Source organism: Enterococcus sp. AZ129, assembly GCF_051714505.1.
GTDB lineage: Bacteria > Bacillota > Bacilli > Lactobacillales > Enterococcaceae > Enterococcus > Enterococcus faecalis.
In genome coordinates this window covers 26,131-53,128 of the sequence record NZ_JBIORY010000003.1, presented here as the reverse complement: position 1 = coordinate 53,128, position 26,998 = coordinate 26,131, and the positions used below count along the sequence as shown (strand labels likewise).

The 26,998-nt window shown below is 32.6% G+C and carries 34 protein-coding genes and 1 pseudogene; 32 read left to right on the top strand and 3 right to left on the bottom strand.

What is annotated here, in order from left to right; all coding sequences use genetic code 11:
- Positions 1-292: 292 nt before the first annotated feature.
- The 9 genes from IGJ90_RS14960 to IGJ90_RS14920 all read left to right on the top strand — a co-directional run bounded on the left by IGJ90_RS14960 (position 293) and on the right by IGJ90_RS14920 (position 8,188).
- Complete coding sequence (locus tag IGJ90_RS14960; RefSeq protein ID WP_438768525.1) at positions 293-2,713, top strand: bacterial Ig-like domain-containing protein; 2,421 nt, start codon at positions 293-295, stop codon at positions 2,711-2,713.
- A gap of 202 nt (positions 2,714-2,915) precedes the next feature.
- Complete coding sequence (locus IGJ90_RS14955) at positions 2,916-4,232, top strand: Y-family DNA polymerase (RefSeq protein WP_438768524.1); 1,317 nt, start codon at positions 2,916-2,918, stop codon at positions 4,230-4,232.
- Positions 4,216-4,344, top strand: coding sequence for a hypothetical protein (locus IGJ90_RS14950; protein ID WP_438768533.1), 129 nt, complete (start codon positions 4,216-4,218; stop codon positions 4,342-4,344). Before IGJ90_RS14955 ends, IGJ90_RS14950 begins: the two co-directional genes overlap by 17 nt.
- Positions 4,304-4,501, top strand: a complete 198-nt coding sequence (locus IGJ90_RS14945) for an excinuclease ABC subunit C (protein ID WP_438768523.1) — start codon at positions 4,304-4,306, stop codon at positions 4,499-4,501. The genes IGJ90_RS14950 and IGJ90_RS14945 overlap by 41 nt, the downstream gene beginning before the upstream one ends.
- A 77-nt stretch (positions 4,502-4,578) precedes the next feature.
- Positions 4,579-4,674, top strand: coding sequence for a type I toxin-antitoxin system Fst family toxin (locus IGJ90_RS14940; RefSeq protein ID WP_142665832.1), 96 nt, complete (start codon positions 4,579-4,581; stop codon positions 4,672-4,674).
- A 250-nt stretch (positions 4,675-4,924) separates the two neighbouring features.
- Positions 4,925-5,221 carry a type III secretion system protein PrgN gene (locus IGJ90_RS14935; protein ID WP_236919468.1) on the top strand — a complete coding sequence of 99 codons (297 nt, stop codon included), beginning with the start codon at positions 4,925-4,927 and terminating at the stop codon, positions 5,219-5,221.
- A 306-nt stretch (positions 5,222-5,527) separates the two neighbouring features.
- Positions 5,528-6,346 carry a ParA family protein gene (locus IGJ90_RS14930; RefSeq protein WP_016622437.1) on the top strand — a complete coding sequence of 273 codons (819 nt, stop codon included), beginning with the start codon at positions 5,528-5,530 and terminating at the stop codon, positions 6,344-6,346.
- Positions 6,343-6,816 carry a hypothetical protein gene (locus tag IGJ90_RS14925; protein ID WP_438768522.1) on the top strand — a complete coding sequence of 158 codons (474 nt, stop codon included), beginning with the start codon at positions 6,343-6,345 and terminating at the stop codon, positions 6,814-6,816. The genes IGJ90_RS14930 and IGJ90_RS14925 overlap by 4 nt, the downstream gene beginning before the upstream one ends.
- 361 nt (positions 6,817-7,177) lie before the next feature.
- Positions 7,178-8,188, top strand: coding sequence for a replication initiator protein A (locus IGJ90_RS14920; protein WP_438768521.1), 1,011 nt, complete (start codon positions 7,178-7,180; stop codon positions 8,186-8,188).
- Positions 8,189-8,294: 106 nt separating this feature from the next.
- Here IGJ90_RS14920 and IGJ90_RS14915 read toward each other — a convergent pair whose 3' ends face one another.
- A complete protein-coding gene (locus tag IGJ90_RS14915; RefSeq protein ID WP_438768520.1) occupies positions 8,295-9,143 on the bottom strand; it encodes a helix-turn-helix domain-containing protein in 849 nt (282 codons plus the stop codon).
- Positions 9,144-9,341: 198 nt separating this feature from the next.
- Here IGJ90_RS14915 and IGJ90_RS14910 point away from each other — a divergent pair, with 198 nt between their 5' ends.
- The 18 genes and pseudogenes from IGJ90_RS14910 to IGJ90_RS14825 all read left to right on the top strand — a co-directional run bounded on the left by IGJ90_RS14910 (position 9,342) and on the right by IGJ90_RS14825 (position 19,278).
- A complete protein-coding gene (locus tag IGJ90_RS14910) occupies positions 9,342-10,214 on the top strand; it encodes a helix-turn-helix domain-containing protein (protein WP_202576258.1) in 873 nt (290 codons plus the stop codon).
- 738 nt (positions 10,215-10,952) lie between these two features.
- A complete protein-coding gene (gene traE / locus IGJ90_RS14905; protein ID WP_057086852.1) occupies positions 10,953-11,297 on the top strand; it encodes a type IV conjugative transfer system protein TraE in 345 nt (114 codons plus the stop codon).
- Positions 11,298-11,872: 575 nt separating this feature from the next.
- Positions 11,873-12,106, top strand: a complete 234-nt coding sequence (locus IGJ90_RS14900) for a hypothetical protein (protein ID WP_438768518.1) — start codon at positions 11,873-11,875, stop codon at positions 12,104-12,106.
- A 207-nt stretch (positions 12,107-12,313) separates the two neighbouring features.
- Positions 12,314-12,778 carry a Lar family restriction alleviation protein gene (locus tag IGJ90_RS14895; protein ID WP_438768515.1) on the top strand — a complete coding sequence of 155 codons (465 nt, stop codon included), beginning with the start codon at positions 12,314-12,316 and terminating at the stop codon, positions 12,776-12,778.
- Positions 12,779-13,004: 226 nt separating this feature from the next.
- A complete protein-coding gene (locus tag IGJ90_RS14890) occupies positions 13,005-13,790 on the top strand; it encodes a DNA-methyltransferase (protein ID WP_438768513.1) in 786 nt (261 codons plus the stop codon).
- Positions 13,791-13,871: 81 nt separating this feature from the next.
- Positions 13,872-14,066, top strand: coding sequence for a hypothetical protein (locus IGJ90_RS14885; RefSeq protein WP_014862465.1), 195 nt, complete (start codon positions 13,872-13,874; stop codon positions 14,064-14,066).
- Positions 14,063-14,488 carry a hypothetical protein gene (locus tag IGJ90_RS14880; protein WP_438768511.1) on the top strand — a complete coding sequence of 142 codons (426 nt, stop codon included), beginning with the start codon at positions 14,063-14,065 and terminating at the stop codon, positions 14,486-14,488. The genes IGJ90_RS14885 and IGJ90_RS14880 overlap by 4 nt, the downstream gene beginning before the upstream one ends.
- Positions 14,489-15,269: 781 nt before the next feature.
- Positions 15,270-15,611, top strand: a complete 342-nt coding sequence (locus tag IGJ90_RS14875) for a DUF5406 family protein (RefSeq protein WP_438768509.1) — start codon at positions 15,270-15,272, stop codon at positions 15,609-15,611.
- Positions 15,608-15,778 (top strand): hypothetical protein, encoded by a 171-nt coding sequence (locus tag IGJ90_RS14870; protein ID WP_438768507.1) that lies wholly within the window; start codon positions 15,608-15,610, stop codon positions 15,776-15,778. The genes IGJ90_RS14875 and IGJ90_RS14870 overlap by 4 nt, the downstream gene beginning before the upstream one ends.
- Positions 15,775-16,302: a hypothetical protein gene (locus tag IGJ90_RS14865; protein WP_438768504.1), complete on the top strand. Its 528-nt coding sequence runs from the start codon at positions 15,775-15,777 to the stop codon at positions 16,300-16,302. The genes IGJ90_RS14870 and IGJ90_RS14865 overlap by 4 nt, the downstream gene beginning before the upstream one ends.
- A gap of 315 nt (positions 16,303-16,617) precedes the next feature.
- On the top strand, positions 16,618-16,896 hold the full coding sequence (locus IGJ90_RS14860) for a hypothetical protein (RefSeq protein WP_438768502.1): 279 nt from the start codon (positions 16,618-16,620) through the stop codon (positions 16,894-16,896).
- A 13-nt stretch (positions 16,897-16,909) separates the two neighbouring features.
- A pseudogene (locus tag IGJ90_RS14855) lies at positions 16,910-16,978 on the top strand (DUF1642 domain-containing protein); the annotation flags it as partial.
- Between the two features lie 116 nt (positions 16,979-17,094).
- The gene (locus IGJ90_RS14850) at positions 17,095-17,523 is read left to right on the top strand and encodes a hypothetical protein (protein ID WP_431449820.1); all 429 of its coding nucleotides are present in this window, start codon (positions 17,095-17,097) and stop codon (positions 17,521-17,523) included.
- 14 nt (positions 17,524-17,537) lie between these two features.
- A complete protein-coding gene (locus IGJ90_RS14845) occupies positions 17,538-17,840 on the top strand; it encodes a hypothetical protein (protein ID WP_438768500.1) in 303 nt (100 codons plus the stop codon).
- Between the two features lie 13 nt (positions 17,841-17,853).
- Complete coding sequence (locus tag IGJ90_RS14840) at positions 17,854-18,243, top strand: hypothetical protein (RefSeq protein WP_438768498.1); 390 nt, start codon at positions 17,854-17,856, stop codon at positions 18,241-18,243.
- A 13-nt stretch (positions 18,244-18,256) separates the two neighbouring features.
- The gene (locus tag IGJ90_RS14835) at positions 18,257-18,547 is read left to right on the top strand and encodes a hypothetical protein (RefSeq protein ID WP_174114309.1); all 291 of its coding nucleotides are present in this window, start codon (positions 18,257-18,259) and stop codon (positions 18,545-18,547) included.
- Between the two features lie 15 nt (positions 18,548-18,562).
- Positions 18,563-18,910 (top strand): hypothetical protein, encoded by a 348-nt coding sequence (locus IGJ90_RS14830; protein ID WP_438768496.1) that lies wholly within the window; start codon positions 18,563-18,565, stop codon positions 18,908-18,910.
- A 161-nt stretch (positions 18,911-19,071) separates the two neighbouring features.
- The gene (locus IGJ90_RS14825) at positions 19,072-19,278 is read left to right on the top strand and encodes a hypothetical protein (protein WP_174114307.1); all 207 of its coding nucleotides are present in this window, start codon (positions 19,072-19,074) and stop codon (positions 19,276-19,278) included.
- A 143-nt stretch (positions 19,279-19,421) separates the two neighbouring features.
- On the opposite strand, the gene IGJ90_RS14820 is transcribed toward IGJ90_RS14825, so the two are convergent.
- Both IGJ90_RS14820 and IGJ90_RS14815 read right to left on the bottom strand, forming a co-directional pair.
- Positions 19,422-19,841: a hypothetical protein gene (locus IGJ90_RS14820; RefSeq protein ID WP_438768494.1), complete on the bottom strand. Its 420-nt coding sequence runs from the start codon at positions 19,839-19,841 to the stop codon at positions 19,422-19,424.
- Positions 19,842-19,902: 61 nt separating this feature from the next.
- Positions 19,903-20,148, bottom strand: a complete 246-nt coding sequence (locus IGJ90_RS14815; RefSeq protein ID WP_016617603.1) for a hypothetical protein — start codon at positions 20,146-20,148, stop codon at positions 19,903-19,905.
- 151 nt (positions 20,149-20,299) lie between these two features.
- Here IGJ90_RS14815 and IGJ90_RS14810 point away from each other — a divergent pair, with 151 nt between their 5' ends.
- From IGJ90_RS14810 to IGJ90_RS14790, 5 genes are all read left to right on the top strand, one after another.
- Entirely contained in the window at positions 20,300-21,118 is an 819-nt protein-coding gene (locus tag IGJ90_RS14810; protein WP_438768492.1) for a LysM peptidoglycan-binding domain-containing protein, read from the top strand.
- 119 nt (positions 21,119-21,237) lie between these two features.
- Positions 21,238-25,317 carry a SpaA isopeptide-forming pilin-related protein gene (locus IGJ90_RS14805; RefSeq protein ID WP_438768490.1) on the top strand — a complete coding sequence of 1,360 codons (4,080 nt, stop codon included), beginning with the start codon at positions 21,238-21,240 and terminating at the stop codon, positions 25,315-25,317.
- A gap of 97 nt (positions 25,318-25,414) precedes the next feature.
- Entirely contained in the window at positions 25,415-25,762 is a 348-nt protein-coding gene (locus tag IGJ90_RS14800; RefSeq protein ID WP_438760896.1) for a DUF805 domain-containing protein, read from the top strand.
- A gap of 79 nt (positions 25,763-25,841) precedes the next feature.
- The gene (locus IGJ90_RS14795) at positions 25,842-26,498 is read left to right on the top strand and encodes a hypothetical protein (RefSeq protein ID WP_438760894.1); all 657 of its coding nucleotides are present in this window, start codon (positions 25,842-25,844) and stop codon (positions 26,496-26,498) included.
- Between the two features lie 154 nt (positions 26,499-26,652).
- The gene (locus IGJ90_RS14790) at positions 26,653-26,979 is read left to right on the top strand and encodes a hypothetical protein (RefSeq protein WP_016633158.1); all 327 of its coding nucleotides are present in this window, start codon (positions 26,653-26,655) and stop codon (positions 26,977-26,979) included.
- The last annotated feature ends 19 nt before the right edge of the window (positions 26,980-26,998 follow it).

Sequence of the window (26,998 nt, the reverse complement as noted above, 5' to 3'; positions counted from 1 at the left end):
AATGTAGTTGCTTACGTTGGCCTTGATTGTGGCCAATTGGCAAGAAGAGAGTTAGGAAAATACAATCATTTTAAGTAGTATAGTAGTTGCAAAAAAGAATATAAATTAAGTAACGATTTTTATGTAGAAATATGCACAATAATTGAAAAAGGGGAAAATTTTGCTAAAATAATGATGGGCAACAACTACTTTCTCAAATAGTATTAGTATGTATAAAGTAATACTTTTTTTGGTTATTGCCTTTTTTGGAAATTAATTGATTATAAAGATTAGAAAAAGAGGAGGAAATAATTTGAGAAAAACATTGTCTATAATAACAGTAATTTCTATATTTAGTACAATGTCATTACCTATAGTGGCAATAGCAGAAGAGGTGGATAAACAAGAGACTACAGTTTTATCGAAAAAAGAAACATTGCAAGCAAAAGAGGCTAACCTTAATGAAACTCAACAATCTTCTGAAAAAATAATAGGAGAACAGCAAGAGCATTCAGATTCAGACTCTCTTCAGGAAAATCATATAGATGTAGCTAATAGTAATGAAGAGAATGTTACGGAAAATATTGATGATTGGATGCCAGATAAGAATTTACAACAAGCTATATCTAACGCTTTAAATATCCCTATTCAAAATATAACAAAAAAAAGTTTAGAAACTCTAGAGGAAATTGAATATAGAAGTTCAGGAAATATACAAGATTTAGAAGGTTTACAATATGCTAAAAATATAAAAGCGTTAAGAATAAGGGCAAAAGGATTAACAAATTTAAGTCCTATTAAATCAAGTAGTTCTTTGGAAGAATTATCATTGATAGATAGTAGTGTTTCAGATTTTTCGGTTTTTGATGTAAATTATTCTTTAAAAAGCTTAAGACTGGGTCCTTCAAAGCCTTATGCAGATTCAAATAGAAGTACGGATGTAGAAACCCTTTATGATAATGATTCGGTAAAACAGATAAGTGAAAAATTTCCGAATATAATTAATTTGCAATTACAAGGATATTGTAATGGTCAAAGTTATACAGATTTTCCTACATATACTGGAAAAATAACTGATATTTCACCTTTATCCGCTTTAAAAAATTTAAAGACCCTTAACGTGGCTGCCAATGAAATTATTGATTTTTCAATGTTACCTGATACGCTAGAGGTAGGTTTATCTTATCAGCAATGTTTTTTGAGTAAAAATGTTAACTATTTTGAAGTACCAAGTACTGGAGCTCATTATACAGTAACTTTTCCGTCAATTATTGGCGTGGATGGGACAATACAAACTACCGAAGCAGAATATACAACTGGAAAGTTATTGCTACCTAATAATATATATAAATTATCACTTCCTTTCTCTGTGAAATCAGGGGGAGTAGCTATGTATTATGAAAAAGTTTCAACTTTTAAGAACCAAACAAGCATAGAAGCACATGATTCTACTTTATATGTAGGAGATAAGTGGGTAGCTAAGGATAATTTTGATCGCGCTACAGATAAAGATGGTAATTCTGTTAACTTCGAAGATGTTCAGGTAACTGGAAGCGTAGATACTACTCAACCTGGTAAATATAAAGTAACATACAGTTATAATGGTGCACAAAAAGAAATTGAAGTAACGGTACTTCAGAACCAAACAAGCATAGAAGCACACGATTCTACTTTATATGTAGGAGATAAGTGGGTAGCTAAGGATAATTTTGATCGCGCTACAGATAAAGATGGTAATTCTGTTAACTTCGAAGATGTTCAGGTAACTGGAAGCGTAGATACTACTCAACCTGGTAAATATAAAGTAACATACAGCTATAATGGTGCACAAAAAGAAATTGAAGTAACGGTACTTCAGAACCAAACAAGCATAGAAGCACACGATTCTACTTTATATGTAGGAGATAAGTGGGTAGCTAAGGATAATTTTGATCGCGCTACAGATAAAGATGGTAATTCTGTTAACTTCGAAGATGTTCAGGTAACTGGAAGCGTAGATACTACTCAACCTGGTAAATATAAAGTAACATACAGTTATAATGGTGCACAAAAAGAAATTGAAGTAACGGTACTTCAGAACCAAACAAGCATAGAAGCACACGATTCTACTTTATATGTAGGAGATAAGTGGGTAGCTAAGGATAATTTTGATCGCGCTACAGATAAAGATGGTAATTCTGTTAACTTCGAAGATGTTCAGGTAACTGGAAGCGTAGATACTACTCAACCTGGTAAATATAAAGTAACATACAGCTATAATGGTGCACAAAAAGAAATTGAAGTAACGGTACTTCAGAACCAAACAAGCATAGAAGCACACGATTCTACTTTATATGTAGGAGATAAGTGGGTAGCTAAGGATAATTTTGATCGCGCTACAGATAAAGATGGTAATTCTGTTAACTTCGAAGATGTTCAGGTAACTGGAAGCGTAGATACTACTCAACCTGGTAAATATAAAGTAACATACAGTTATAATGGTGCACAAAAAGAAATTGAAGTAACGGTACTTCATAAAACAATGACAGAAAATAGTAATATCACTAATACTGATAATAAGAAACAAAATATAGTAGCTTCTTCAAAAAATTCAAATTTTTCTAAATCAAAATCTAAGTTTTTACCTTCTACAGGAGAAAAAACATCTAGTTTCATTTTTGTGTCTGGCGTACTATTACTTTTATATACTTCAATTTTTGTAGTTTTACGCTTAAAAAAGAAAGTAATAAGATGATATTCTAGTATAGAAGTACTAAATAAATCAATTATGTCTTTGTATTTCCCCACTGTCTTGGATGACAGTGGGATTCTTTTTTGTTCTGTTTGGAAAAAACTACTATGTATAATAAAAAATTTTACTGTTAAAAATGAACGCTGTTCGCTTGATTATACGAACTCTAGTTCGTATAATATTGAGTGGAAAGGTGGTTTTTGACATGAAATTTGATTACTCCAAAGAACCTAGACGCGAGATTTTGTGTATAGATGTAAAATCCTTTTACGCAAGCGTAGAGTGTGTAGAACGTGGCTTAGATCCCCTCAAAACAATGCTCGTGGTAATGAGTGGTGCGGATAATGCAGGTGGATTAGTGCTTGCTGCTTCTCCAATGGCAAAAAAAGTTCTGGGAATTTCTAATGTGACTCGTAAAGACGAAGTCCCTGATCACCCTGATTTATTAGTTGTACCACCAAGAATGAATGTGTATATGAAAAAGAATCAAGAAATCAATAATTTATACAAAAGATTCGTTGCCGACGAAGATCATTCTGTCTTTAGTGTAGATGAAAGCTTTTTAGATATTACTGCTTCTCTCTCCTACTTTAATTGTGATTCAGCATTTAAGTTGGCCCGAATTATACAGCGTGTGATTTATAATCATATGGGATTGTACGTAACTATTGGAATTGGTGATAATCCTTTGCTAGCTAAATTAGCATTAGACAATGAAGCAAAAAATACACCTGGTTTTGTAGCAGAGTGGAGATATGAAGATGTTCAAGAAAAAGTTTGGACTATCTCCCCTATTACGGAATTTTGTGGAATCGGTAAACGCATGGCTGCTCGATTAAAGATGTCTGGAATTCAATCGATTTACGATTTAGCTGATGCAGATCCTTACATTTTAAAGCAACGTTTTGGTGTCATGGGATTACAGCTGTACGCTCATTCTTGGGGTATTGATCGAAGTTTTTTAGGGGAAAAGAAACAAACTCCCAAAGAAAAATCATTTGGGAATAGTCAAGTATTGCCTAAAGACTATGCACGAAGGGATCAAGTTGAATTAGTACTGAAGGAACTTGCTGACCAGGTAGCAACTAGATTGAGGAATGCAAACTGTCAAACTGAGTGTGTTTCAATTTTTGTTGGTTATTCTAAAGGACAAGTTGATGTACTGGGCAGGTCTGGTTGGCGAAAACAGCTTAAAATCGCTCGTAGTAACAACACAAAAGTGTTAACTGAGTATGTTTTAAAGCTTTTTCGAGAAAACTATGTTCCTGGAATAGACGTTCGTAATTTAGGCGTTTCATTTGGAAAGTTGGTTTGGGATACTACCCTTCAGTTAGATCTCTTTTCTGTTCCAGAAGAACAAATTGTAGATAGTCAGTTGGATTATTTGATTGACAAAATACGTCAAAAATTTGGCTTTAAAGCATTGATACATGCTTCTTCTCTTTTAGATGGAGCAACAGCTGTGAATCGTGCAGGATTGGTTGGTGGGCATGCTGGAGGTAATATTGGTTTGGAAAGATAAAAATAGAAAATCAAAAATAGAGTTTACCGGATTAACAGAAGAAGAAAACAGCACCATCGATGTTTTTATCGATGAATACTACAGTGACGGAGATTTTTATGAAGACATATGATTACCAAGGCAAACTAATCAAAGAAGATAATAATACAACTAGTATTGCCTATGTGCAGTGTTCGTGTGGCTGCCTTGCAAGTAGAGTTATGAGTGATTCAGACAAGTATAAATGCTCATTATGTAAACGAGTATACATACTAAAAAAAGAAATCTAAAATTTTTTGTTTTTATATAGATTTTAAGATTATGTTATAATTAGTACGGCAACTTGCCGCTAAAGGTGGTGTTGTTCGTGTATGAGTTTTTATCATTGGTTATCGCACCTCTTTTTGTTGGCCTAGTTTTAGAACTAGTTTCTCACTGGTTAGAAGAGAAAGATGATAACTAAGCAAGTTGTCTCTAACCCACACGTTCGGAGTCGCAACGAACGAAAAAAAAGCCAATCCCTTTCGTCGCAGGTAGGGATTGGCTTTTGTGCTGTTCGCACGAGTTTTTATCATTTCGCACTTTCAGTATAACATATTATTAAAGTAGGTCAACCAAAAAGAAACAGATACACCCTTCCCTTATTGCATGGGTTTTAGTACAATATCACTGCAAACGCATTAATATTTATTAAAAAAGGAGGATTTCCCACCATGCCTAGAAAAACCTTTGTGTATCCACATCCTATCAACACATACATTATCAAGCAACTAGGGATTACTGTAGAAGAATTTTGTGAATTACACGCTTTCTCTCAAGGAACTGTTTCTTCTTGGATTACTCGCAACAAAAAAATTGAAACACTTCCTATCTCATTTATTTATTCTCTTTCTCTATCTGCCAGCAAGACTATGGATCAGGTTTATTCAGACCTTTTAAAACTGCAAGACGATTATTTGCTACACTTAGAACGTCACAGACGTACTAAAAAAATTATTGATGAAAGATAGCTATATTATTTAGAAAATTTTACTGTCGTTAGTATATATGTGTACTTTTGTAAATGTGGGCATTTACAATTGTGTATTTTTGTAACTATTTGTTTTTTCATTTTCTTTCTCTCTAATATTGCTAACATTTCTTGCTGAATCAAACCTATTATTAAACTTATAACTTTTAAATTAAAAAGTATTCTACTAGGTATTTAATTAGTATTTGTCTAACAAAATTATTATTTTATAAGTTATAAGTTATTGACTTGTATTTAATTATAACTTATAATATTTATACAGAATAATTTTAAGGAGACGATTGATATGACATCCACATATGTTGTAGGAAACTTTAAAGGGGGCGTAGGTAAAACTAAAATTGTTACTATGCTTGCATTTGACAACGCACTGATTAAAAATAAAAAGACTCTTGTACTTGATATGGACCCCCAAGGTAACGCTTCTCAAACCTTAGCTAGAACAGCAAATATCGAACATATCGATAAAACTATAACTGATGGTATTCAAGAAATGTCACTAAAAAACTGTATTACACCTATTATGGAAAATTTAGATTTAATTGCTTGTGATACTAGTTTTCGTTCCTTTACTAAATTTGTAATCAAAAGTTATGAATCTGAATTAGAACAAGTATCTGTTATAAAAAAATTGTTAGAGCCTATAAAAGAACAATATGATACTATTTTTATAGATGTTCCCCCTACTATCTCTGAATACTCTGATAATGCAATGGTAGCAGCTGATTATAGTATTATTGCTTTTCAAACTCAAGAAGAATCCTTTGAAGGTGTAAGAAAATATATAGGTTATCAAAATTTTATGGTTGATAGATACAACATTGATTTACAAGTTGTTGGAATTATTGCTTGTATGTTAAAACCTGATTCAACCATTGATAATAAAATCATGAATGAAGCAAAAGAAGAATATGATAGCGCTGTATTAGACACTGTGATTACCTACCAAGAAAGATTAAAAGGATATTCAACTGATGGAATTCATTTATTTGTACACAAAAATGGAAATTATGATCAATGGGATTTCAAAGCTCATTCTGTATTCATAAACCTCTTAAATGAAATTGAAGCTAGAACAGATTTTTTATTAGAAGGGATTGAATGATGTTGTCAAATGATAGAAAAACTTTTAATACTTCAGCGTATTCTACTCCTAAACAATTCAACAAATTAATTAAAGAACCAAAAAAAAGAGTTAAAATGGATGGGGAAATGAATTTTAGCAGCGACACATTATTAAATAGTGCTTTAAAAAAATATATATCTCCTTCTCAAACACATTTACCAAATACGACAATTACACCTACAACCAAAAAAAGAGGACGTCCTAAAAAAATAACTGATTCTCGTTATAAAGTATGTCGACCTAAAATGATTTCTCCCGCATTAGAAAGTAAACTAGAAACTTTAAAAGATTATGTGGAAGAATTTCAAGTTGAGACAGGTCGAATTACTTTTGAAAAGTATATAGACACTTTAGCCGAAGCATATATCAAAACAAAGTTAGGTGTTGCTAAAGAAGAACACTTGCGAGAAGAAATTGAAAAAGCTTTCGATAAATTAAATAATGAATAATTTTTCTACTAAAATAAAGTTATAAGTTATAAAAAAATAACCAAAAAATCTAAATAAGTTATAAGTTATAAGTTAGGATTTATTTATAACTTATAACTTATTTATCTATATTCAACCCTAATCCCCTATTATCAAGAAAAAAAGATATAATAAAAAAGTATAAAATTATAAGTTATAAGTTTTTATTTTCTTATAACTTATAATTTTATACTTTTTAAGTTATAAGTTATGTCTGTTTTTTTTACTTATAACTTATAACACAATAACTGACTTCTGTTGTGCATTAAATATACTTATGGTATATCTATAATTGACTTAAAAATATTTATTCAAATTTAATTCCAGAAAAGAGGATAGAACTATGAATGAGTTTCAATTCATTTCAGCTAATGAAACCTATAGAAATTTGTATTACCAACTGCCTAAAGTACTTTTTACATCAGAATTTTATAAAAGCATGTCTAACGATAGTAAAATAGCTTACGCAATGCTACAAGACCGATGTGAATATTCAATTCAAAATAATTGGATAGATCAAGATGGACATATTTATTTTATCTTTACCCGAAATGAACTGATGGAAATTTTAGGATGTAAAGAAAATAAAATTGCAAAAATAAAAAAAGAATTAAAAAGTAAAAATTTACTTTATGAAAAACGTATTCCTCCTAAAAAACTTCCTACTGGTGAATTCAAAAATTATCCAAATCGTTTGTATTTAGGGAAGCTTGAAGTTACTGCAACTGATGTTTATGCCTTCAATAAAGCTAGCCATACTAATGAGTTTCCCGAAAGTGGGAAAAACCAACCTTCGGATAAACACGATAAATTCAACGTTTTTTTCGAAAGTGGGAAAAACCAACGTCCAGAAGAATCCACTAATACCAGTACTTTTTTCGAAAGTGGGAAAAACCAACCCAATCTATATATAAATAATTTAGATACAATAGATACAATAGATACTAAAAAAGAGGAGCTGCAACAACAATTATTGCTCGATCAGTTTCCAGAAGTTCAAGAGAACACCTTTCTTAACAAAGATAGCTTAAAATTTATTGCTGCGTTCTCTAATACTATTCAAGAAGCCCATGAACAAGTAGGGACCATTATTCGAGCTAAAACTAAAGCTGAAAAAGACTATAACGTTGTTTTGATTGGAGAAAATTATCAAGAAGAAATTGACAAATGTTTACGAAGAGTGATGCATAAAATTAAAACGGATGCTACTGTTAAAAGTCCTAAAGGATTATTTTATAAGTCTTTTTACAACTTATTTGTTGAATGTGCAATTGAGAAAAAGAACCAGTTAAATCAAAACAAAATAGAAAATCGACCACAAATAGTTACTCACAATTGGATTGAAAATCAATAAAAAACCTCCATACTGCTAATGCACAGTATGGAGGCGACAAGGACATACCTTGTTTGATTTACTTAAATAAATTTTATCATAGACTTTTTTCTATTTCTAGAGAATTTTATGAATAATTTATATTTAAGTGTTTCAATTCATGTTTTAAACAGGTTACGGCTTTTTTGTTATTAAAAAATTTAGAGAAATAATAAGCTTGTAAGTAATCTTCAGTAGTATTTTCTCCAAGTTTTCTTTTGTTATATGCTCGTTCATATAAAAGAAAATCAAGTAAATAAATTGATTTATTGCTTTTACAAATTTCCATTCCCAAATCACATAATTCAACACTTTTTTGATACATTTTTATTTCGGAATAAAATTTTGCTGAATTGTAATAAATGCGACAAGCTTCGAATGGATAATTTTTTTTAAATTTTCTTAATTGAGAAAGCGATCTATTGAAATAGCCTTCTGCTTTTTGGTATTCTTTTTCTAATTCATAAAAAATACCTAATGCATTTAAACTAAGATAATTAAAAATATTTGCTTTATGAGTAATTTCAGCGCCTTGATGTAAATAAAATAAAGCTTCCGTTTTATTTATTTTTCCTAAAAGACAAGTAATTCCTTTAAGATAGAGATACTTTTTTTTTATTAAATCATTTAGAAAAATAGTGTTTTTATCGATTGTTTTTAGAAGGTAATATGCCTGTTTATGTTTTAGTAAAACACATAACTGCTCTGCTTCAGTTAATAGTTGAATGAGATATTTTTCTGTAGGATCAATAATACAATTACTCATGTCTAATTCTAATCGCTTACATATTCGTGAAAAAATTAAAACATTATCACAAAAGCCTTTTTTTTCAATATTGCTAATAGTTGACTGTGTACAAATTTCATTAGCTAAATCTGATTGACTGAGGTTTTTTTTATTGCGTACTGCCCGTATTAACCGCCCTCGAACTCTCATATAATAAACTCCTTTTCTGTGTTCTTTTTGTAATGATATAATTAATTATATGATAAATGAGAGGAGGTATAAACTATGGGTTCTTTAATTTCATTAATTTTTGGAGCTTCTCCTTATGGGAATCTCCCACACGTTTAGAGAAAAAGGGTCTTACTATTTAAGTAAGACCTTTTAATATACTATTTAAGGGGGATACGCGTGATAGTAAGAGGACAAACAATAAAGAACACTAGAAAATTAAAAAAATTGTCGCAAAAACAATTAGCTAGTGGAATTTGTTCTCAATCTACACTTAGTAATATTGAAAATATAGGGATTTGTAAGGATTTTTCTGTTTTGATAGCCTTATGTGAACGATTAAATTTAAACATACAAGAGTGTATATCACAAAACGATATACAATATCTTGAAAATTTACTAAATATGGTGAATACATTATGTATACAGTTAAAGCATAAACAAGCCTATCAATTAATTCAGCCTATTCATTTGGATAAAACAAAAAGTAATCAAGAGCTATATATCAAATTTTTATATTTTAAAGGTCTTACAAACTTATTAGGAATTAATGATTTAAATCAAGCAAGAAATTTTTTATTAAAGAGCTCAAAATCTGAAAATGGTTTTATAACCATTTATAATATATTAAGTTTAAATACATTGGGAACAGTCTATGAGTTAGAGCACAATTATGCGCAAGCTGAAATTTATTATGAAAAATCAATGCGGTTACTTGATAAATTTAAATATCAATATCCAGTTGAAGCATGTCGCATGTTTTATAATACTGCTAAATTTTATTCAGAAATAAAAGAATATTCAATTGCTGTCTCTTACAGCGAAAAAGGATTAGATGTGATTCGGCAAAGTTGTTCAGGAAAATTCTTAGAGTATTTGTTATATGAAAAGGCATTTAATTTATATCAATTAGGTAAAAATGCAGACTTTGAGTACAAACAAACTTTGTGTATTGCAGAATTTTTTCAAAATACAGAGATTATGAAATACATAAAAAAAGATATGGAAGTTTATTTTTGTGCAAATTCTATAAAAAAAGCCAATAACAAATAAATAAACGGCTTACATTTTTTGCTAAAAAAAGGGAAATTTTATTATTTTTTTTACAAAAATTAACAATAATTTTAAGGTGAAAAACGTTATAAAATAAAGAGTTCTTGTTCTGGATATAATGCAAATTATACCAAGAAGGGCATAAATGAATTTATAACGTATGAAGTTAGTTGAAACTAGTTGATATTATTAGGTATAATCTGCTTGAGCTAATTGAGAAGGGAAAGAATTTTTCGATTAGCATGAATAAAGTCGAAATTTTTAATAAAAGCGTTTGACTTTATTTAATAACTCATGATATGATTTTTTTGTAATTTAAAGCAAGAAATCATACATAGTAACATTGTTTGTTGAGTTTCCGGCTTAAAAATAAGCATGAGAAGCTAGCAGGCAACAAAAAAAAGAACCGTCTCCATAGGGCTACCAACCCTAGAGGGAGATTAAGACAATTCATCAGCTTGCCGGCCTGAATTGCCAACGGTCCTTTTGTTGCAACCTGCGTTACAACAAACTGTATTATATCAATTTATGCGCAAAAAGAAAAACATTTTTTCTTGATTTCCTTTGAATTCTTTTTCTCTTCTCATTTGAGAAACTGAATTTTGGGACGCTTATTTTGGTATAATCTGTTTTTGCTGTACGTAGGATGTTTCAAAGGGGAGATTGTGCAATTTGGCGCAATCTCCCCTTTTTTTGTTGCGTGCTAACTTTTCATGATGATGTCGAGGAGGAATTTTTGTGATTAGAGTCTTACGTAAAGAGGATATTGGGTATTATGGCGCAAGAGTGACGACATTTTCGTCTAGGGAAAAACGCCAGTTAAGAAATACACGTTCTGAAACGCATAAAAGCAGTAAAAACTATCGGATTGATGGGTTAGAAGCGATTGAAATTGAGCATTATTTCGAAGGAACCAAGAAAAAAGTAAGAGAAAGGGCGAGAATTTTGTTAAAAGATGTCTATCCTGAAATTAAACATGTCTATGATCATAACGGTATTTTGATTGGCCGTAGAATTCAACGTGGCGCTCCCTTAAAACCTACGGGAAAAGGAATGAGCAAATTTTTACGTTATGAAAACTAAATAAAAAACGATTTGTCTTCTTGGACGTGCTTGAAAATGTTATGGAACTTTTGGTTGATTTCTGTGATGTGAAAAAGAGAAATGTTGGACACAAGAAGGTGGCGTGAGCGGTCAGCGGTTAAAGTTAGGGCAAACGATTGCCAGTCCTTTTTAGAATGAACGAAGGTCGTTCTTAGTCTATGTACAACAACGAATTGGTGCATAGAAGTACACGCTTGCGAATAACTTTTGTAAATGAACAAGAATGATGACGATTCTTGGTAAACAATTGGAGCACGTAGAAAGGATGCCAAAAGGAAAGTAACCTATAGCGCCTAGATTTATCAGAGCAGCTACTAAGGGATCTAGGCTTTGACACTTCTTTTGATAAAAAAGAAAAGGCTTCTCGTAATGGGGAAGCGCTTATCTGGAAAAGGTAGGTTGTGTGCTGCACTACATGTAGACACTTGTAATGAAAAACAGGACATTACATTTACCGTTGTCTATTAGGGTTTCTAGTTTCGGACGCCATAAACTAGTCGAAATTAATTTTTAAGTGGGTCCAAGAAGACAAAGTGAAAAATCAGTGCGTGTTTTTGTCTGCTTTACGTTTCTTAATGGCTGGGAGGCTAAACCATAGAAGCAGAGCTACAGGGAAGAATAGCAAGAAAATGCCTAAACTGATTTTATGTAATAAAAAGGCAACAGCAAACACTAAAAAAGCAAGAAATAAAATAAAAACAGTTAGTTGCATAGTAGTTCGTCCTTTCGATTTAGTTTCTAAAACTATTTTAGTAAGGAAATATGATTTTTTCAAAAAAATTGTTTAGAGAAAGCATGAAAGAATTTGACAGGAGGAGAAAGCACAATGAAATATTCAATAGCAAAAAGATTGTATGAACTTTTTGGATTTGAAAGGCTGAATTTTGAAAAATTTTGTTGGTATTTATATAAAAACGGAGTCATTACTCTTAAAGACGGTTGTCAAGAAATAGTGCATTCATTTTATCATTAATTTTTATTCTGGAGGAAAATAAATGAGTAATAGTCATTTAAAGCCATGTCCATTTTGTGGTTCAGAAAATATTAGTTTCAATTCGTTTAGTATTTCATCAGATGCCTATGTATTGTGTGAACAGTGTAATGCAAGCATTGAAATATCTGTTCCATGGGACGGCATGGATGAAAAAGAGCATGATGAAGTTTGTTTGGAAAAATTATCAGTTCTTTGGAATAAAAGAGCTTCTGAAAGAACTCAATCAGAACTCAATCCTGATCAACAAACTGTCCTTGATTGGCTGAAAGCAAATGTTGAACAAGATAACGTAAGTTCAATGTGCGCTGTATTTCTTCTTGGAGAATGGCAGACGCGGATAGGTTCAAAAGAGCTTAGGAGCGTAGATATATCTTATTGTCGTTTGAATCCAAAGCAACAAGCTCAAGTATTACAAGTGTTTGGTGAATGGTGCAACGAACGGGAGGAAGCGAAAGATGCTAACTGAGGAATTAGAAAGAGATATTGAAGATTTCATAAACGACTGTTTTGGTTTTGGAGAGCTTGCTTTAAAAGCTTCTAAACATTTTGATTGAGGAGGCTAATGACAACAGATTGTTCGTTATGCAATAAAAGTGGTCAAAGTGTTGCATAAAAGTCAGCTGAAAGAATGAATAAATGAAAGGAGTGGAGATTTGCGGCCGCAAGAAAAAGCTTTTTGCTCCTTTAAAAATATGGAATTAAACAAGATATATAACGAAGATTGTTTGGAAGGAATGAAACGAATACCAGATAAAAGCATAGACATGATTTTGTGTGATTTACCGTATGGGACTACGAAAAATAAGTGGGATAGTATTATTCCGTTTGAGAAATTGTGGGAACAATATGAGCGAATCATCAAGGACAATGGCGCAATTGTCTTAACAGGCTCACAACCATTTACGACAGACATAATCATGAGTAACAGAAAATTATTTAGATACGAATTAATTTGGAACAAAAAACATTCTACTAATTTTTTCTTAGCTAATAAGATGCCTTTGAAGGTGCATGAGAACATTCTTGTTTTTTACAAAAAGCTTCCAACCTACAACAAACAGATGATTCCAAGAATAAGCAAACGAATAGCAGAACATCAAGCAAACGGTTATGTTTTACCAGAATCCACTAATTCGGATAATTACGGAATTATACGAGGTGTAGTAGATTCGAGACACTACGATAAAGATTGGAAAAATCCGATTAGTATTTTAGATATTAATCAAGTGAAAAGTAATGCCCATGAGCGTACAGGACACCCTACCCAAAAACCGGTTGCATTGTTTGAATACTTAATCAAAACATACACAAATGAAAATGAAGTTGTATTAGATAACTGCATCGGTTCAGGCACTACAGCAGTTGCTGCAATTAACACTAATCGTCAATTTATTGGCTTTGAAAAAGAAAAGGAATATTTTGATATTGCTATTGGGCGGATTAAGAAAGCTAGTGAAGAAAATAGGTTTCAAGTTTAGCGATTACTAGTTTAGATAATAAGCAACAAGCGTAAGTCTTACAAGTATTTGGTGAATGGTGCAACGAACGGGAGGAAGCAAATGAAAGTAATTCATAAACAGTTTATAGGACAAGATACTGAAATTAGCATGGTATACAGTAAAGGTGGCTATTCTGTAAGTATTTGTATCGATAATCTAAAAAATTATTGTACTCAGCTGTATCGAAATTTCAATAACAAAGCTGAAGCAGAAGCTTTTTATTTTAGCTTAACTGAATTGGAGGAGCAGCAATGAATACACGAAAATTGCTTGAGCAGTTAAAGTGTAGAAAAGCAAAAATAATAATGAGAGTTTCTTTACTAATAGCATGTGTAGGAATGATTATAGGTGCGTTTACGTTAGGTGGAAGGGTTCAAAAAGAACAAATTTATTTTGACCAAACACTGGAAAAATTAAATAAAGAATGCGTAATTCTTCATGAATTAAAGAAAAAAGAAATGCCTGAAGAAATGTTTTGGGTTGTAGAAAATATGAAAATAGAGTTATTTCAATTAATGAGTTATCCAGAAGGATTTATTAGTAAAATTTTTTTTGATGAGCAAAAAAATAAGGAGAATTTTGCGACTGTCGCAGAAGATGTCTTACGTGTATACACTGAAATAATTGATTCAACTTATTGGCCATATTCAAAAAATACAGAAAAAGTGGAGCAATAAATCTATTTTTGGAGTATAAAATGACTACAAAATATGTTGTTTATCTTATAAAAATTAAAAGAAACGATCGCTGTGGCGGAAGTAGAGAGACGCAAAGGTGAAGATAGAAAGCGTAAGCGCACTATTGCACCTTGTACAAAACTAGGGTGAGTACATGAGTGGTGCAATCCCACTCCAGCGATATTAAGATTGGCCAATCTTAAAAAAATAATAAAAAGAAAGGATGTGAACACAACCTTTCGGTTAGTTTTAATTTGATGGCATAGATGCTTAACAAAAAAAGAAAAAAACTGAATATCATTTTATTAATGAAAGATTTTCGTTTATTTGTTTTTGTGCTAACAAATAGAGAAATAAGCTATTTAGCGGGCTTTTGCTGAACTGCTAAATGTGTAACTGAATGTGCAAAAATGTGTTAATGGCGAATTTGAATAATTTTTTTGCTTTGCTTATATGTTCAAATTCGCTCTGTGTTTACATAAGATAAATCGCTGGAGCGGAAAAGGCAGACGCTTATAGGAAAGATAAGGTTTTTGCGTTTCAGGCAACGGCTTCGTTGTGGGTGCTCTTACGAATAAAACCATGCAAGGTGCAAATCCTTGCCAGCGATATCGAGGTTGACAATACTGGTCGATCTCAAAAAAATACTAAAAGGTTGCTCCTTTTGGTTGGCGTGACGCATCGGGGATGCAAAAAATCCTTCCTTTCTATTCAAATGTAGGTTCGACTCCTACCACGCCAATAAAAAATATTGAAAAGGTTATTAAGGAGGCTAAAAGCAATGAAAAATTATGATCCAAACATCCGATGGGGCCTGCATACTATCAAGGTAAGTTTTCAACAGTGGGACTATAAAGGATATTTAACCTTTGTAAAAAGTGGAAATTGTAAAGGCTTAGTCGTATTAAGAATAGACGAAGACGATTTATATGACATGAAATTTAAAGAAAACCCAGTCAATTTTGAATGGGTTGATACAGATGATGATGGCGAAGACTGGTTTACAATGACTTTGAAAAATGATAAAGGCGACAAATTGTTAGTTAATGATGAGTGGGAATGTTTGAAAGATTATATTGTAGGCGTGGAAATTGTTGATTTTGTGGAGGAGGAAGAAGAATGATTTCCAAAATAGAAGTATGGTTGCACAATTTTTCTGTATGGCTTGAAATAGATTCAATTGATTATCTTGAGAATACGTTTGTTATATTAGATGAATTTGGAAATCCACATGAGTTTTCTGGTAAAGGTCGTTTGTTTAGAGTGAAAATTGAGGAGTCAGAAAAATGAAATACAAAATCGCAGTAAACGAAACATTGAGTGCGACACGGTACATTGAGGTCGAATACGACGAAGATGTTGCTGAATTGTTACATTATGTAGAAATTTCGCCTTACGAAGAAAATGTTGCGAGGACTTTGGAAGAATTAGGAGCAATTATCCTAAAAGAAGATCAGCCAATTGTAGGTGAAATAAGTGATTGGGAAACTGAATCATTAGACTATAGTGTGATGTTGGAAGAAGAAATGAAATTCTACGAAATTAAATCCCCTTACTATGCATTAATTGCTGCTGAAAATCAAAAGCAGTGTTTAGAACGTTATAGAGGAATTGGCTGCGAAGTCGAAGATGAAAAAGAGTTTTTCGCTAACATGAAAACAATTGATAAATCCGAAGCATTTCACTTGCTTTCTGAATGTCATAACGACGAGTTTGGAGAATTTAGCATGGAAGAATTTCTGAATGAGATTGAGAACTTTAGTAAAGAAGGCGAAGTCTTGCTAATTGATTATGCTTTGATGTGTGGTGAATAATCGGTATTAACTGTTTTAAAAGTTTATAAAGAGCTAAAGAAAGGAGTAAAGAGAAGTGAATAGAAAATTTGTGAAGATAAAAAATGAGAAGAGGCTATTCCTTCTCATTTTGATAAGTTTATTAGTAAAAGGTTTTATATACTATAGTGCTATTAAAAGTGTGTTAGATACCTTTTTTTGTTGGTATTTTTTACTGATTATTTCATTTGTTGTATCAACTGTGTTAGATATTCTGATAAGTAAGAAAATGGAAATATAGAGGGAGTAACTGGTAAAGGTCGTTTATTTAGAGTAAAAACTGAGGAGGAAAAACACATGAAATTTTACGAAATTAAAGAACCTTATTTTGCATTAATCGTTGCTGAAGATGAAAAACAATGTTTAAAACTTTACAAGGATATTGTTTGTGAAGTCGAAGACGAAAAAGAATTTTTCGATGATATGAAAACAATTGATAAATACGAAGCGTTCAAAATGCTTGCTAAAAGTCATATTGAAGATGGTGGAGAATTGGGCGCAGAAGAAGCTTTCAATCAGTTAGAAAATCTTGAAGCAAACGGCGAAGTATTGTTAATCGATAGCGGTTTATTGTAGGAAGGAAACAGCGATGGATAAACAAGAATTGATTGAAGAGTTAGAATGCTTAGAAGTTTCTACGTGTAGCCTTGATTATTTGAGCAGATAAATATCTAACGTTAAGAGACCTTTATGCTAGTGACGTTAATTGGTTAAATAACGGAACTGTTTATCTTGAGGGAAAAGAGTTAGAACTAGCAAATTGGGTTAATAAAAATGAAACCATTTTTGAATATGCTTGGATTCACGGCTACGAAGTCGAGAAAGAAATCTGATAGGAGTGATAGATTGTTCTTTGGTAATGTTTTTCTAAAATATCAAATACGAATCGTAGTTGTTTTTCTAATCATTACTATCATTACTATATTTTTTACTATTTTTAGCACGTTTATCAATAGTAAAAATCAAAAATTTTTAGAGAAACAAGATAATGTAATTGTAAAAAAAATCGAATTTCATCCAGAAATATCAACTAAAAGAAGGATGCACAGTGGCATTGGTACCTATTGGGAAATCGTTGTTGAATCAAAAATTGATGGTAAACCTATTTTAGTTTCAGCTAGTTATAATTTAGAAAAAAAACCAAATTTTCAGGCTGGGGATAAAATAAGTGTTAGAGGAAAAGAATTGAAGAAGGTTAAATAAGAGGGAGGAAGAACATGTTATCTAAACAAGAAAAACAGCAGATTCGAAAAGAAATGTATGAGATCATTGCTAATCGTTCTATTCTAGATTTAAGTCCAGAAGAATTGCAAGAAGTACAAAAATTAGCAAAACGAATCAGCTCTGAATACATTTTTGATTCTAAACCATTACCAAAAATGACGTTAGAAACTCTAACTGTTAAAAGATATCAAGAACTTCGTGAGATAGGTTATCGAGTGATGGATATTCGTCGTGCACTAAATATTAGCGAAACTAAACTTAGAAAATGGCGATTTGAACAAGGATTGTCAATTTAGTAAAGGAGAAAAAATGAAGAAAAAAATCATTGTTTTATTAAGCTTATGTGTGTTGGGAAGTGCGTTGACTGCTTGTACAGAAGCGGAAAAAGTTTCTTATAATGTGAGTCAAGAAGCAGATAATTTCAATGTAATTCGACGTGTTGCGGTGATTAATACGCGTACAGATAAGGTAGAATTTGAAGTAATCGGGAACATTTCTGTAGATACAAGTGACAAAAATAAATTAGTAATTATTGCAGAAACAGATAAAGGTGTCTACAAAAAACATTTAGTAAATATGACTGATTGGAACATGTACGTGGTAGAAGATTTGGCTGGAGCAGAAGTCGATAAATATAAATACGAAGTAAATTACATGCCAGAATCGATCGTTCCATGGACAGTTACGGAAAAGAAATAGAGGAGTGAATTATATGATTTTTTATCAAGTAGACTCGCCTTTTTGGGCATTGCTTATTGTTGAAAAGAAAGAAGACTGTTTGCCACTTTATGAAGAGTGGATAGGTGAAGTAGAAGATCGTAATGAATTTTTCAACGAGTTAATTCCGTTAAATAGAAATGAGGCTATTAAAGTGATGGCCAAAACGATTAGTGAAGAAACCATGCAGCCAATTGGAATGGAAGAAGCAATGAGAAGTATCACGAATGCCATCAAACAGAAAAAAGCAAAAGTATTAGGAATCGATCGGTTGCTTTGTTCTTAAAAAGGAGAAAATCATATGTCAGAATATAGTATTTGTAGAGAATTTGAAGGAAAATTATTAACGTTGGATACCATTCAATCATTTCCAGATGTTCCAGAAAAAAAGCACTTTTTGAAAGTGCGTAAAATGTTGGAAAAAGAAGGATTTGATCCAGATAGTTTTAGAATTGGGGAGATTCCAGCTGAATATGTATACTATTTTGAACGAGCAGTAGCGGAACCAGGTATTGATTATTTTTCCGTGTATGCAACTGAAGAAGACAAACTTATCCCGCAGTATACAACATTGAAATGTAATTCAGAAGGCCACAATACGTTTGATTGTTCAACAATTCGTGAATCAATTGAGAAACATGAGTGTTAATCTAACTTGGGAGAAATTATTATGAAAGCTATTCAATTTTATGTCTGTGCGCCGATTGTCTTACCACTATTTTTGTTTGGGGCATTGATGTTAGAACTTTTGATAAAAATTCGATACTTAGTAAAAAAGTTAAATACAACTAAGTTTTTTGAGGTGAAGCTATGAATGATATTACAGGAAAACAACTTCATGATGGAGATTATGTGAAATTGAGTCGCTACTCCTCGTATCTTTACCAATATGAAGAAAAATCTCCTTTTTTAAAACAAGTTACAGGGAAGCAACAAATAGAAGTGGAACTATTGAAAAGTAGACGTACGCTCGCTGTTATAAAATTAAGAAAAAAAGAAGCGCTTAGCTTATTGTAGATAAGAAGTCATTTATTTAATAAAGTTAACAACTATGTAACTATTTAAATTATATATTAGCTATAATATTGAAGCGTTTTTTAAAAGTTGGTATAATAATAACGGTTATGTGATAAAAGTAACAAGAGAGCTTCTCTTGTTACTTAACGGGAGTATGCAAGGTATTGTTCATGGATTTTTGCAAGACCAAAAGTATCACCTATCTTTAAGTTATTAGGGGTATGTTTGATACTAGGAATTGAAAAAAGGTTTTTTGCTTTATCTGTCACGGTAAGTGAAAATTCAATATCATTTTCTTTTTCAGAAGTGATAAAAGCTACGTTTTTCTTTTCAAACAAGACAGTAGTGATTTGAGAAGAACCAAGATCGGTTAAATCTGGTCCATATTTTTCTTTCAAGCTACTTAGTGAAGGATAAATGACAAGCTCGCTAGAATGGCTTGTAGTAGTTGATTGAACAGTATTTTGTGACTGTGTTTCTGTTTTGTTAGATACAGTAAAAGCAATAATAGTAAGTACAATCAGTAAGATTGCACCAATAGCAACAATGTATTTCTTATTCATAGAACCTCCGTTGTAAAATTGTTTATTATTGTTTTAAGTATAATGCAAGACAGAAAACGACTTATTGCCGTTTCTGTCTTTTTTCTTTGAGCTGTTCGGCATATTTTTCAACATCGCTTTTCAGATATAGTCTTACGAGTGATGTAGCAGGTTCACCGTCAAATTCAAGAAATGGAGTAAGGACTTTTCGATTGATAGCTTGAGAAAAGCCAGCATAACTTTGTCCTGTGATTTTAGCGGCACCTTTTCGAGTAACAAGGTTTTCTTGTGCCCATGCTTGAAAAGTTTCTAAACTTTTTTTATCCAATATACATTCACCTCGATTTTATGATTATAAATTTATTATATCAAAATCAAAAAAAGTTTTCAAAAAGTGTTTACAAATGATTATAAGTTTGGTATCATAAATTTGTAATCATTAAGAATAAAAATTATTGATAAGTTTGGAGGAATTGAACATGAAAATCATGAAAGTATTAACTATCGGAGTAACAGTGGGTGGAATTGCGTTAGCAATGAATAGTGAAAAAGCTGAAGCAGCAGAATGGACACCACGTACAGCAGAACAAATCAAAGCTGAAATTAAAGGAAATGAATATACAATTGTTTGGGGAGATACACTAAGTGCTATTAGCCAAGCAACAAATATTACAGTGCAAAAATTAGCAGATATGAACAAAATTGCAAATGTAGATTTAATCTACGCAGGAAACAAATTGAGCTTTGATGGCAATGTAGCAAGCGTGCAAAACAGCGCAGGTGAAACTGTGGCTCAAACAGTGATTCAAGATAAAGACAAAGTAAATCCAAGTCAGCCAGTAGGCCAACCTGCACAAGAAACAACAACGAATAATGTAGTAACAGATAACACACAAACTGGAAATGTTGAAGCAGCACCAAGTACACCAGAACAAACGCCAGTTCAACCAGATAATGGGGGCCAAGGCGAACAAACAACGCCTTCTACACCAGAAAATAATCAACCGTCAACTCCGGAAAATGGGGGAACGACAACACCAGAACAACCAAGCCAACCTGGTGGAGGCAATCAAGGTGGTTCAAATGGAGGAACAACTACTCCTGAGCAACCAGAAACTCCACAAGAACCAACGCCAGATAATGAACCAGCTGGACGTGTAAGTCCTTGGTTCATGACATATGAGGAAGCTGAAGCTTGGGCAGAAAAAAATCTAACTGATGAAGAATACAATAGATCAGGTCTTGCCACTAGCTCATTTTCTGATGGTACAATCAGATATTGTGTAACATTAAATTAAGATAGGCACTATACTTATGAAAGATCTTTAACGTTTATGTTAAAGGTCTTTTTTTTGTACAAAAATTTCACCAATTTAGGTGTTTATATAGATAAATTTTTAATTAAGGGGGCAAACAAATGCGATTAAAAAAATTATGTACACTCTTTGCTTTAGCAGTGTTAGGAATGAATTCTTTAACTCCTGTAACACAAGTTGTAGCGGAAGGATTTCCGTCTATGGCGACTACAGAAACAACTGCTTCTGAAAGTACGTCTAGTACAACTGAAAATTCAAAAGAAGAAACAACAGAAAAAACTCAAACAAGTTCTTCTGAAAAAGAGAAGACAAGTGAGACAAAAGAGAATGAAACAAGTACACAAATTCAGCCGTCTACAGATACGGAAATGAGTGAATCAATAGTTAACACTGATAATTCAAGTCCAGATGTGGCAAAAGGTGAAGAACAACTGTATTCTTCTGATAGATCTGCCTATACTTATTTAGTAGGAAATGAAACAGAGCTTGTAAAAGCAGAATTACTTGCTTTCATGGACGCACATACACAAGAAATTCAAGCGATTAAAGGCGCTTCTTACGAAGCACACGTAGGATTTACTGCTTCAAATGGTAAGTTGTATGAATTCACTCCAGTTGAATCAGCGTCTAGATTGCGTAGAGCAGTAGAAGAACGAGCAGGAATAACGATTCAAGTTGTTCGTCAATTTGCAGTTAATTGGCATATTCGGATGCCTAATAGTGGCTTAGAAACATGGGGATCAGTTTATGATGAAATGGCTACTCCAAATGGAAAACCACTTTTTTGTATTGAACCAGGGCTTTTGGTTAATGGTTTTGGTGGTTATACGCAAACGGTAATGCCTAGTCAAATTACTACAAGAATGAAACAAGGAGCTACAATTGGCTATACTAAAACTAAAGATATTCCACATTATTGGAATACCCAAACATTTTTGTGGGATGAACTAGGTGTTCAATGGATTCAAAACAGTGGACGCAATCAAGAGATTATTAATGAAATCCATAATGGAATTGCGAATCTTGCAAAACGACCTTCATTTAACAATCAACAAGTAACATTAAAAGTAGGCCAATCTGTAACGTTAACAGATACAAATGGTGTATTTAAAGATTATCAAAAAATGAGTAGTAACACGGCAGGAGTAAAAGTAGAGAAAAATGGCAATCAATTAAAGCTAACAGCAACTGCCTCAAGTAATGAAACAGGAAATGTTAGTTTTTTACGTTATTCAGAAGATCCTAATAATATTGCATATGTTAAACCAGGAAGTCAGACAGTTGCAGTTTTAGGAGATCCTGATAGAGCTAAAATTAGTATTCCAATCAAAGTTCTAAAAAATGGAAATGCTAAAATCAAGAAAGTAGATGCGGATACGGGAAAAGCTATTTCTGGCGCAAAATTCAAACTTTCTTATGGTGGCAAAAATGTAGAAGTTGTCACAAATGCCAATGGAGAAGCTGATTTAAAAGATGTTTTACATGGCACAAAAGTAACTATTCAAGAAATTCAAGCAGCGAACGGCTACGTTCTTAACAAAACACCACAAACAATCACAATTGAAGCAAATAAAACAATTACAGTTACTTTCAAAAATAAAAAACAAGTGGGACGCTTAGATCTTATCAAAGAAGATAAGGAAACAGGCAATCAAGCGCAAGGTTCTGCTAAGTTGGAAGGTGCTGTGTATGGTTTATTTGAAACAAACGGTCAAAAAGTAAAAGAAGTGACGTTGAAAAAATCTGGAGACAAAGTCACAGGTTCTTTTGAAAACATTCAAATTATGCATGACTATTATGTTCAAGAAATCAAAGCACCAGAAGGATATACGTTAGATAAAACAAAATATCCAGTAAACATTGCATATGCAGGGCAAGATAAAACTGTCGCAGTAAAAACAATGACGCTAAAAGACCAAGTGATTAAAGGTGGCGTGGAAATTGTTAAAATTGGTAATAAACCATTAGTGAATAAAATGATGGATAAATTGACTGGTAAGTCTGATAATGTGAAACCTAAGCTAGAAAGGGCAGAATTTACTATCACTTCTAAAACAACAGGGAAACCAGTCAAAGTAATTACAACCGATAAAGATGGTAAAGCAAGTACAGGTAAAACATTGCCGTACGATTCTTACGTTATGGAAGAAACTAAAACGCCAGAAGGTTATTTACCAATTGAGCCAATCGAATTTACCATTTCAGAGGAAGACCAAAAATTCTTCTGGGTATTGGAAGATAAAATCATTGAAGCCCGTCTACATTTAGTGAAAGTTGACGCAGAAACAGGAAAAAATATTCCGCTACGCGATACAACGTTCAAAATTTGGGACCGTTGGGCAAATGATGGCAAAGGCGATTATGTTTCCATGCGTGTACCAAACTCATTAGAAATTAGTGACGAATTCAAAACCAATGAAAAAGGGGAATTGGTGACAAGCGATAGCTTACCATTCGGTAAAGATCGTTATGAAATTCGTGAGTTACGTGCGCCAGAAGGATATTTAATTGCGACTGAACCAGTTGTTTTCTCTGTTACTGAAGCCGACGCAGGTGGTGTAATTACGATCAAATTCGAGAATATGCCACAAAAAGGTCAAGTAATGATCCATAAAACGGGCGAAAAAGGCATTTCTACTGTTGAAAAAGAATGTGAGTATGGAAAATATGCGGAAATTCAATATGACCAAGTGGATTTAGCAGGTGTGAAATTCAAAATCCGTGCAAGAGAAGATATTACAACGCCTGATGGTACTGTTCGTTTGGCCAAAGGTGAATATGTTCAAAAAGACGGCAAAGATTTTGAATTGATCACAGACGATTTAGGAATGGCGAAGTCTGATCCGAATCTATATTTAGGTAAATACGAAGCAGTTGAAATTGAAGCACCAAATGGTTTTGTGATGTTAGAAGAACCAATTCCTTTTGAGATTAAATATGCTGGCCAACTAGTGGAATTAGCTTCTATTGATGTGAAAGTAGAAAACCCACTACAAAAAATCAACGTATATGGATATAAGAAACAAGAAGTTGTGACTGGTTGGGAAGAAGGCAAACCAGTAATTGAGCTAGAAAATGCGAAGAATGGCCAAGTCTTTGGCTTGTTTGTTGGTGAAGGTGGTATTCAAATTGGCTTTGATATTTTACCTCACGACACAGCATTAGCTTTTGCGAAAGTAAAAGACGGTAAATTAGCTTTTGAAGGCTTAACATTACCAAACGTAGAAAGTAATTTCTACTTGAAGGAAATTGATGCAGGTAATGACCATGTGTTGGACGAAACCAAATATGGATTTAAATATGTGCCTTCTACGAATGAAAAAGAGCATACGATTCATGTATTTGCGGACGGATACGCTGAAAATAAAGAAATCTTGACGAAAATGGCTCGAAAAGAGATTGAAAACAAATTAGCGTATACAGACGTAGAGCTAATCAAAACGGATAATTTAGGAAACAAACCTCTTGAAGGCGTTGAGTTCCAATTGATCCGTGTAGACGGTAAAAAAGAAACTGTGGTAAATACGTACAAAACAGATAAAGACGGAAAAATCGCTGTGAAGAAATTGCCAACTGGAAACTATCGCTTTAAAGAAACAAAACCATTGAGCTGGTACTATCCAAATGCCGACGATTTGAGCTTTGAAGTAACGCCAGAAACAAATGGTCAAGTCATTTCCCTTAAAGCAGTCAATAAACGCAAACCAATTGAAATTACGACACTTTTAGCGACTGTAGACGGTAAGAAAGAAGCGAATCCAACGATTGACAATACGTTACGTGATGAAGTGAAAATCAAAGGTGCAGAAGTTGGCCACACGTACACTATCGTTACTCCATACGTAGATCCAGAAACGAAAAAAGTGATTACGACTGTCGAATCAACGTATACAGCAAAAGCCGAAAATGAAACGATCCATGTAGATATTCCAATTGCGAAAAATACAATGAAAGACGGTCAAAAAGGGGTAGCTACTCACTATATCTATTACGATAAAGAAAAAACAAAACTTGTTGGTAAAGAAGATAACTTGGCCAATAAAGACCAAACAGTTACCTTCAAAACACCAAAAGCATTACCAAAAACAGGAGAAACAGCAAATGTTGCATATGTGGCATTAGGGCTGTTTCTTTTTGTATGCGCAAGTGTTGTTTTGGTTTGTCGTAAAGTCAAAGAATAATGAAGCGAACTAGAGATAGCTTAAAATGACTATCTCTAGTTTTTTAAATAAGTTTGAATGAATATATATTTTTTTGCGAAAGAAAGGAAAGCAATGTATGTTTACAAATTACAAAAAATTTTGGCAAAATAGTTTCAATTATACAGGAAGAGCAACCAGGAAAGAGTATTGGCTTGTTGCATTAATGAATGTTCTCATTGGTGTTGGATTCGGTATATTGATAGGAGTTACAAGCGCACTAAATGATTCTGGAACAATAATTGTTAGCTTGATTGGCGTATTAGTGGCTTATTGTCTCCTAGTTTTCATTCCGTCTATCTCTATTAGTGTACGACGTTTACGAGATGCAGGACTTCATTGGGCATTCATTTTTTTTACTTTTGTTTCATATATTGGCTCAATTGTGTTAATGGTTTTGTATTGTTTGCCAACGAAAAAAGAATAATGAAACGAACTAGAGATAGTCAAAGAGGCTATCTCTAGTTTTGTTATGATATTTGAAGTGAAATTGGGAGGAATGATAAATGTTAGCTTTTTCGATTATTCAAGAGAGCATGTTATTGATAATAGATGTTTTGTTAAAGATAGTAAGGCCTTTGTTTTTTTTGCTGTTAGTACTATTGGTTTTATATGGTTTAGGCTATGTTTTTTTTGCCTTGTATTTACAAATGAAAACAAGAAATTTTCTAATAATATTAGGCCTTTTTCTTATTGCTATATGTACAACTAGCTATTTTTATATTCAGCAAGAGCACGAGTGGAAAGATACGATTCACCAGAGTTTAGAAGAAAAACATTATCTGTTACCAGAAAAGGTAAATAGGAAGTTTGAACCAATTATAAAGATTCAAGATAGGCTAAAAAAAGAAGGACCTTCTTTTGCTGTTACTTTTAATATAGAGAACATGTCAAAAAGGGCAAGTTTTCCAAAATTTTATTTAATAGGAGAGCTTCGAGGAAAAGAAGTAAAAAATATTCAAGTTGTTAATGAGGTCTATCTAAATAAACAAAAACAATTTAAAAAACTTGCAGACAATGCTATTGATTTGTATCAAGTGGACTTTTTATATTCAGGAGAGTTAAGCGGAATTACAACTGATAATCAAAAAGTACGTGTCAATCAAGATGGAACAGAGTTGTTTGTAAATGATAAGAAAATAGAAGGGGAAGTTCACAAATGAGTGGCATTCTTTTTGCTTGTGGCTTACTTGTTGGTCTTTTCTTAGGCGTATGCTTAAGTTATCTAGCTTTACACGTTGAGTAACATAGTATTTTTTGACAGTGAAGTTCACTGTTTTTACTTATAGTTATTGATAAAATTTTAGGAGGAACTTTATGGGAAGTATTTTTAAAGCCGAAGGAAAAGCTTTGGCAGTGAGAGAAACAGATGTAAAACTTTATTATGATGAAAACAATTATCTTATTCGGATTTCACTTTTACCGAATAAAGTGTTGGAATTTCAGAAGAACGGCTTGTTGAAGCCAGATCAGTTAAGGGCATACACCCAGATACTTTTGATACATTCAGGTAAGTGTTTGCCGATACCGATTGTACAAGGAAGTCATGGAGTTTGGAAAGATTTGTTTGGATTTGACGTACCAAAATCATCCAAAATAAAGAAACGAAAATTAAACAAGTGGCACCTAAAAGCAAAAAATTAAAAAAATTTTTACAGTGTAT

Bases quoted from the DNA above. Each gene is read 5' to 3' on its own strand.
- IGJ90_RS14795 (WP_438760894.1), top strand. From the start codon at position 25,842: ATGTTAGCTTTTTCGATTATTCAAGAGAGCATGTTATTGATAATAGAT.
- IGJ90_RS14805 (WP_438768490.1), top strand. From the start codon at position 21,238: ATGCGATTAAAAAAATTATGTACACTCTTTGCTTTAGCAGTGTTAGGA.
- IGJ90_RS14790 (WP_016633158.1), top strand. From the start codon at position 26,653: ATGGGAAGTATTTTTAAAGCCGAAGGAAAAGCTTTGGCAGTGAGAGAA.
- IGJ90_RS14810 (WP_438768492.1), top strand. From the start codon at position 20,300: ATGAAAATCATGAAAGTATTAACTATCGGAGTAACAGTGGGTGGAATT.
- IGJ90_RS14850 (WP_431449820.1), top strand. From the start codon at position 17,095: ATGAAACCATTTTTGAATATGCTTGGATTCACGGCTACGAAGTCGAGA.
- IGJ90_RS14800 (WP_438760896.1), top strand. From the start codon at position 25,415: ATGTTTACAAATTACAAAAAATTTTGGCAAAATAGTTTCAATTATACA.
- IGJ90_RS14825 (WP_174114307.1), top strand. From the start codon at position 19,072: ATGAATGATATTACAGGAAAACAACTTCATGATGGAGATTATGTGAAA.
- IGJ90_RS14830 (WP_438768496.1), top strand. From the start codon at position 18,563: ATGTCAGAATATAGTATTTGTAGAGAATTTGAAGGAAAATTATTAACG.
- IGJ90_RS14820 (WP_438768494.1), bottom strand. From the start codon at position 19,841: ATGAATAAGAAATACATTGTTGCTATTGGTGCAATCTTACTGATTGTA.
- IGJ90_RS14860 (WP_438768502.1), top strand. From the start codon at position 16,618: ATGAAATTTTACGAAATTAAAGAACCTTATTTTGCATTAATCGTTGCT.
- IGJ90_RS14895 (WP_438768515.1), top strand. From the start codon at position 12,314: ATGAGTAATAGTCATTTAAAGCCATGTCCATTTTGTGGTTCAGAAAAT.
- IGJ90_RS14880 (WP_438768511.1), top strand. From the start codon at position 14,063: ATGAATACACGAAAATTGCTTGAGCAGTTAAAGTGTAGAAAAGCAAAA.
- IGJ90_RS14865 (WP_438768504.1), top strand. From the start codon at position 15,775: ATGAAATACAAAATCGCAGTAAACGAAACATTGAGTGCGACACGGTAC.
- IGJ90_RS14955 (WP_438768524.1), top strand. From the start codon at position 2,916: ATGAAATTTGATTACTCCAAAGAACCTAGACGCGAGATTTTGTGTATA.
- IGJ90_RS14870 (WP_438768507.1), top strand. From the start codon at position 15,608: ATGATTTCCAAAATAGAAGTATGGTTGCACAATTTTTCTGTATGGCTT.
- IGJ90_RS14845 (WP_438768500.1), top strand. From the start codon at position 17,538: ATGTTATCTAAACAAGAAAAACAGCAGATTCGAAAAGAAATGTATGAG.
- IGJ90_RS14945 (WP_438768523.1), top strand. From the start codon at position 4,304: ATGAATACTACAGTGACGGAGATTTTTATGAAGACATATGATTACCAA.
- IGJ90_RS14835 (WP_174114309.1), top strand. From the start codon at position 18,257: ATGATTTTTTATCAAGTAGACTCGCCTTTTTGGGCATTGCTTATTGTT.
- IGJ90_RS14915 (WP_438768520.1), bottom strand. From the start codon at position 9,143: ATGAGAGTTCGAGGGCGGTTAATACGGGCAGTACGCAATAAAAAAAAC.
- IGJ90_RS14875 (WP_438768509.1), top strand. From the start codon at position 15,270: ATGAAAAATTATGATCCAAACATCCGATGGGGCCTGCATACTATCAAG.
- IGJ90_RS14890 (WP_438768513.1), top strand. From the start codon at position 13,005: ATGGAATTAAACAAGATATATAACGAAGATTGTTTGGAAGGAATGAAA.
- IGJ90_RS14920 (WP_438768521.1), top strand. From the start codon at position 7,178: ATGAATGAGTTTCAATTCATTTCAGCTAATGAAACCTATAGAAATTTG.
- IGJ90_RS14885 (WP_014862465.1), top strand. From the start codon at position 13,872: ATGAAAGTAATTCATAAACAGTTTATAGGACAAGATACTGAAATTAGC.
- IGJ90_RS14930 (WP_016622437.1), top strand. From the start codon at position 5,528: ATGACATCCACATATGTTGTAGGAAACTTTAAAGGGGGCGTAGGTAAA.
- IGJ90_RS14840 (WP_438768498.1), top strand. From the start codon at position 17,854: ATGAAGAAAAAAATCATTGTTTTATTAAGCTTATGTGTGTTGGGAAGT.
- IGJ90_RS14935 (WP_236919468.1), top strand. From the start codon at position 4,925: ATGCCTAGAAAAACCTTTGTGTATCCACATCCTATCAACACATACATT.
- IGJ90_RS14925 (WP_438768522.1), top strand. From the start codon at position 6,343: ATGATGTTGTCAAATGATAGAAAAACTTTTAATACTTCAGCGTATTCT.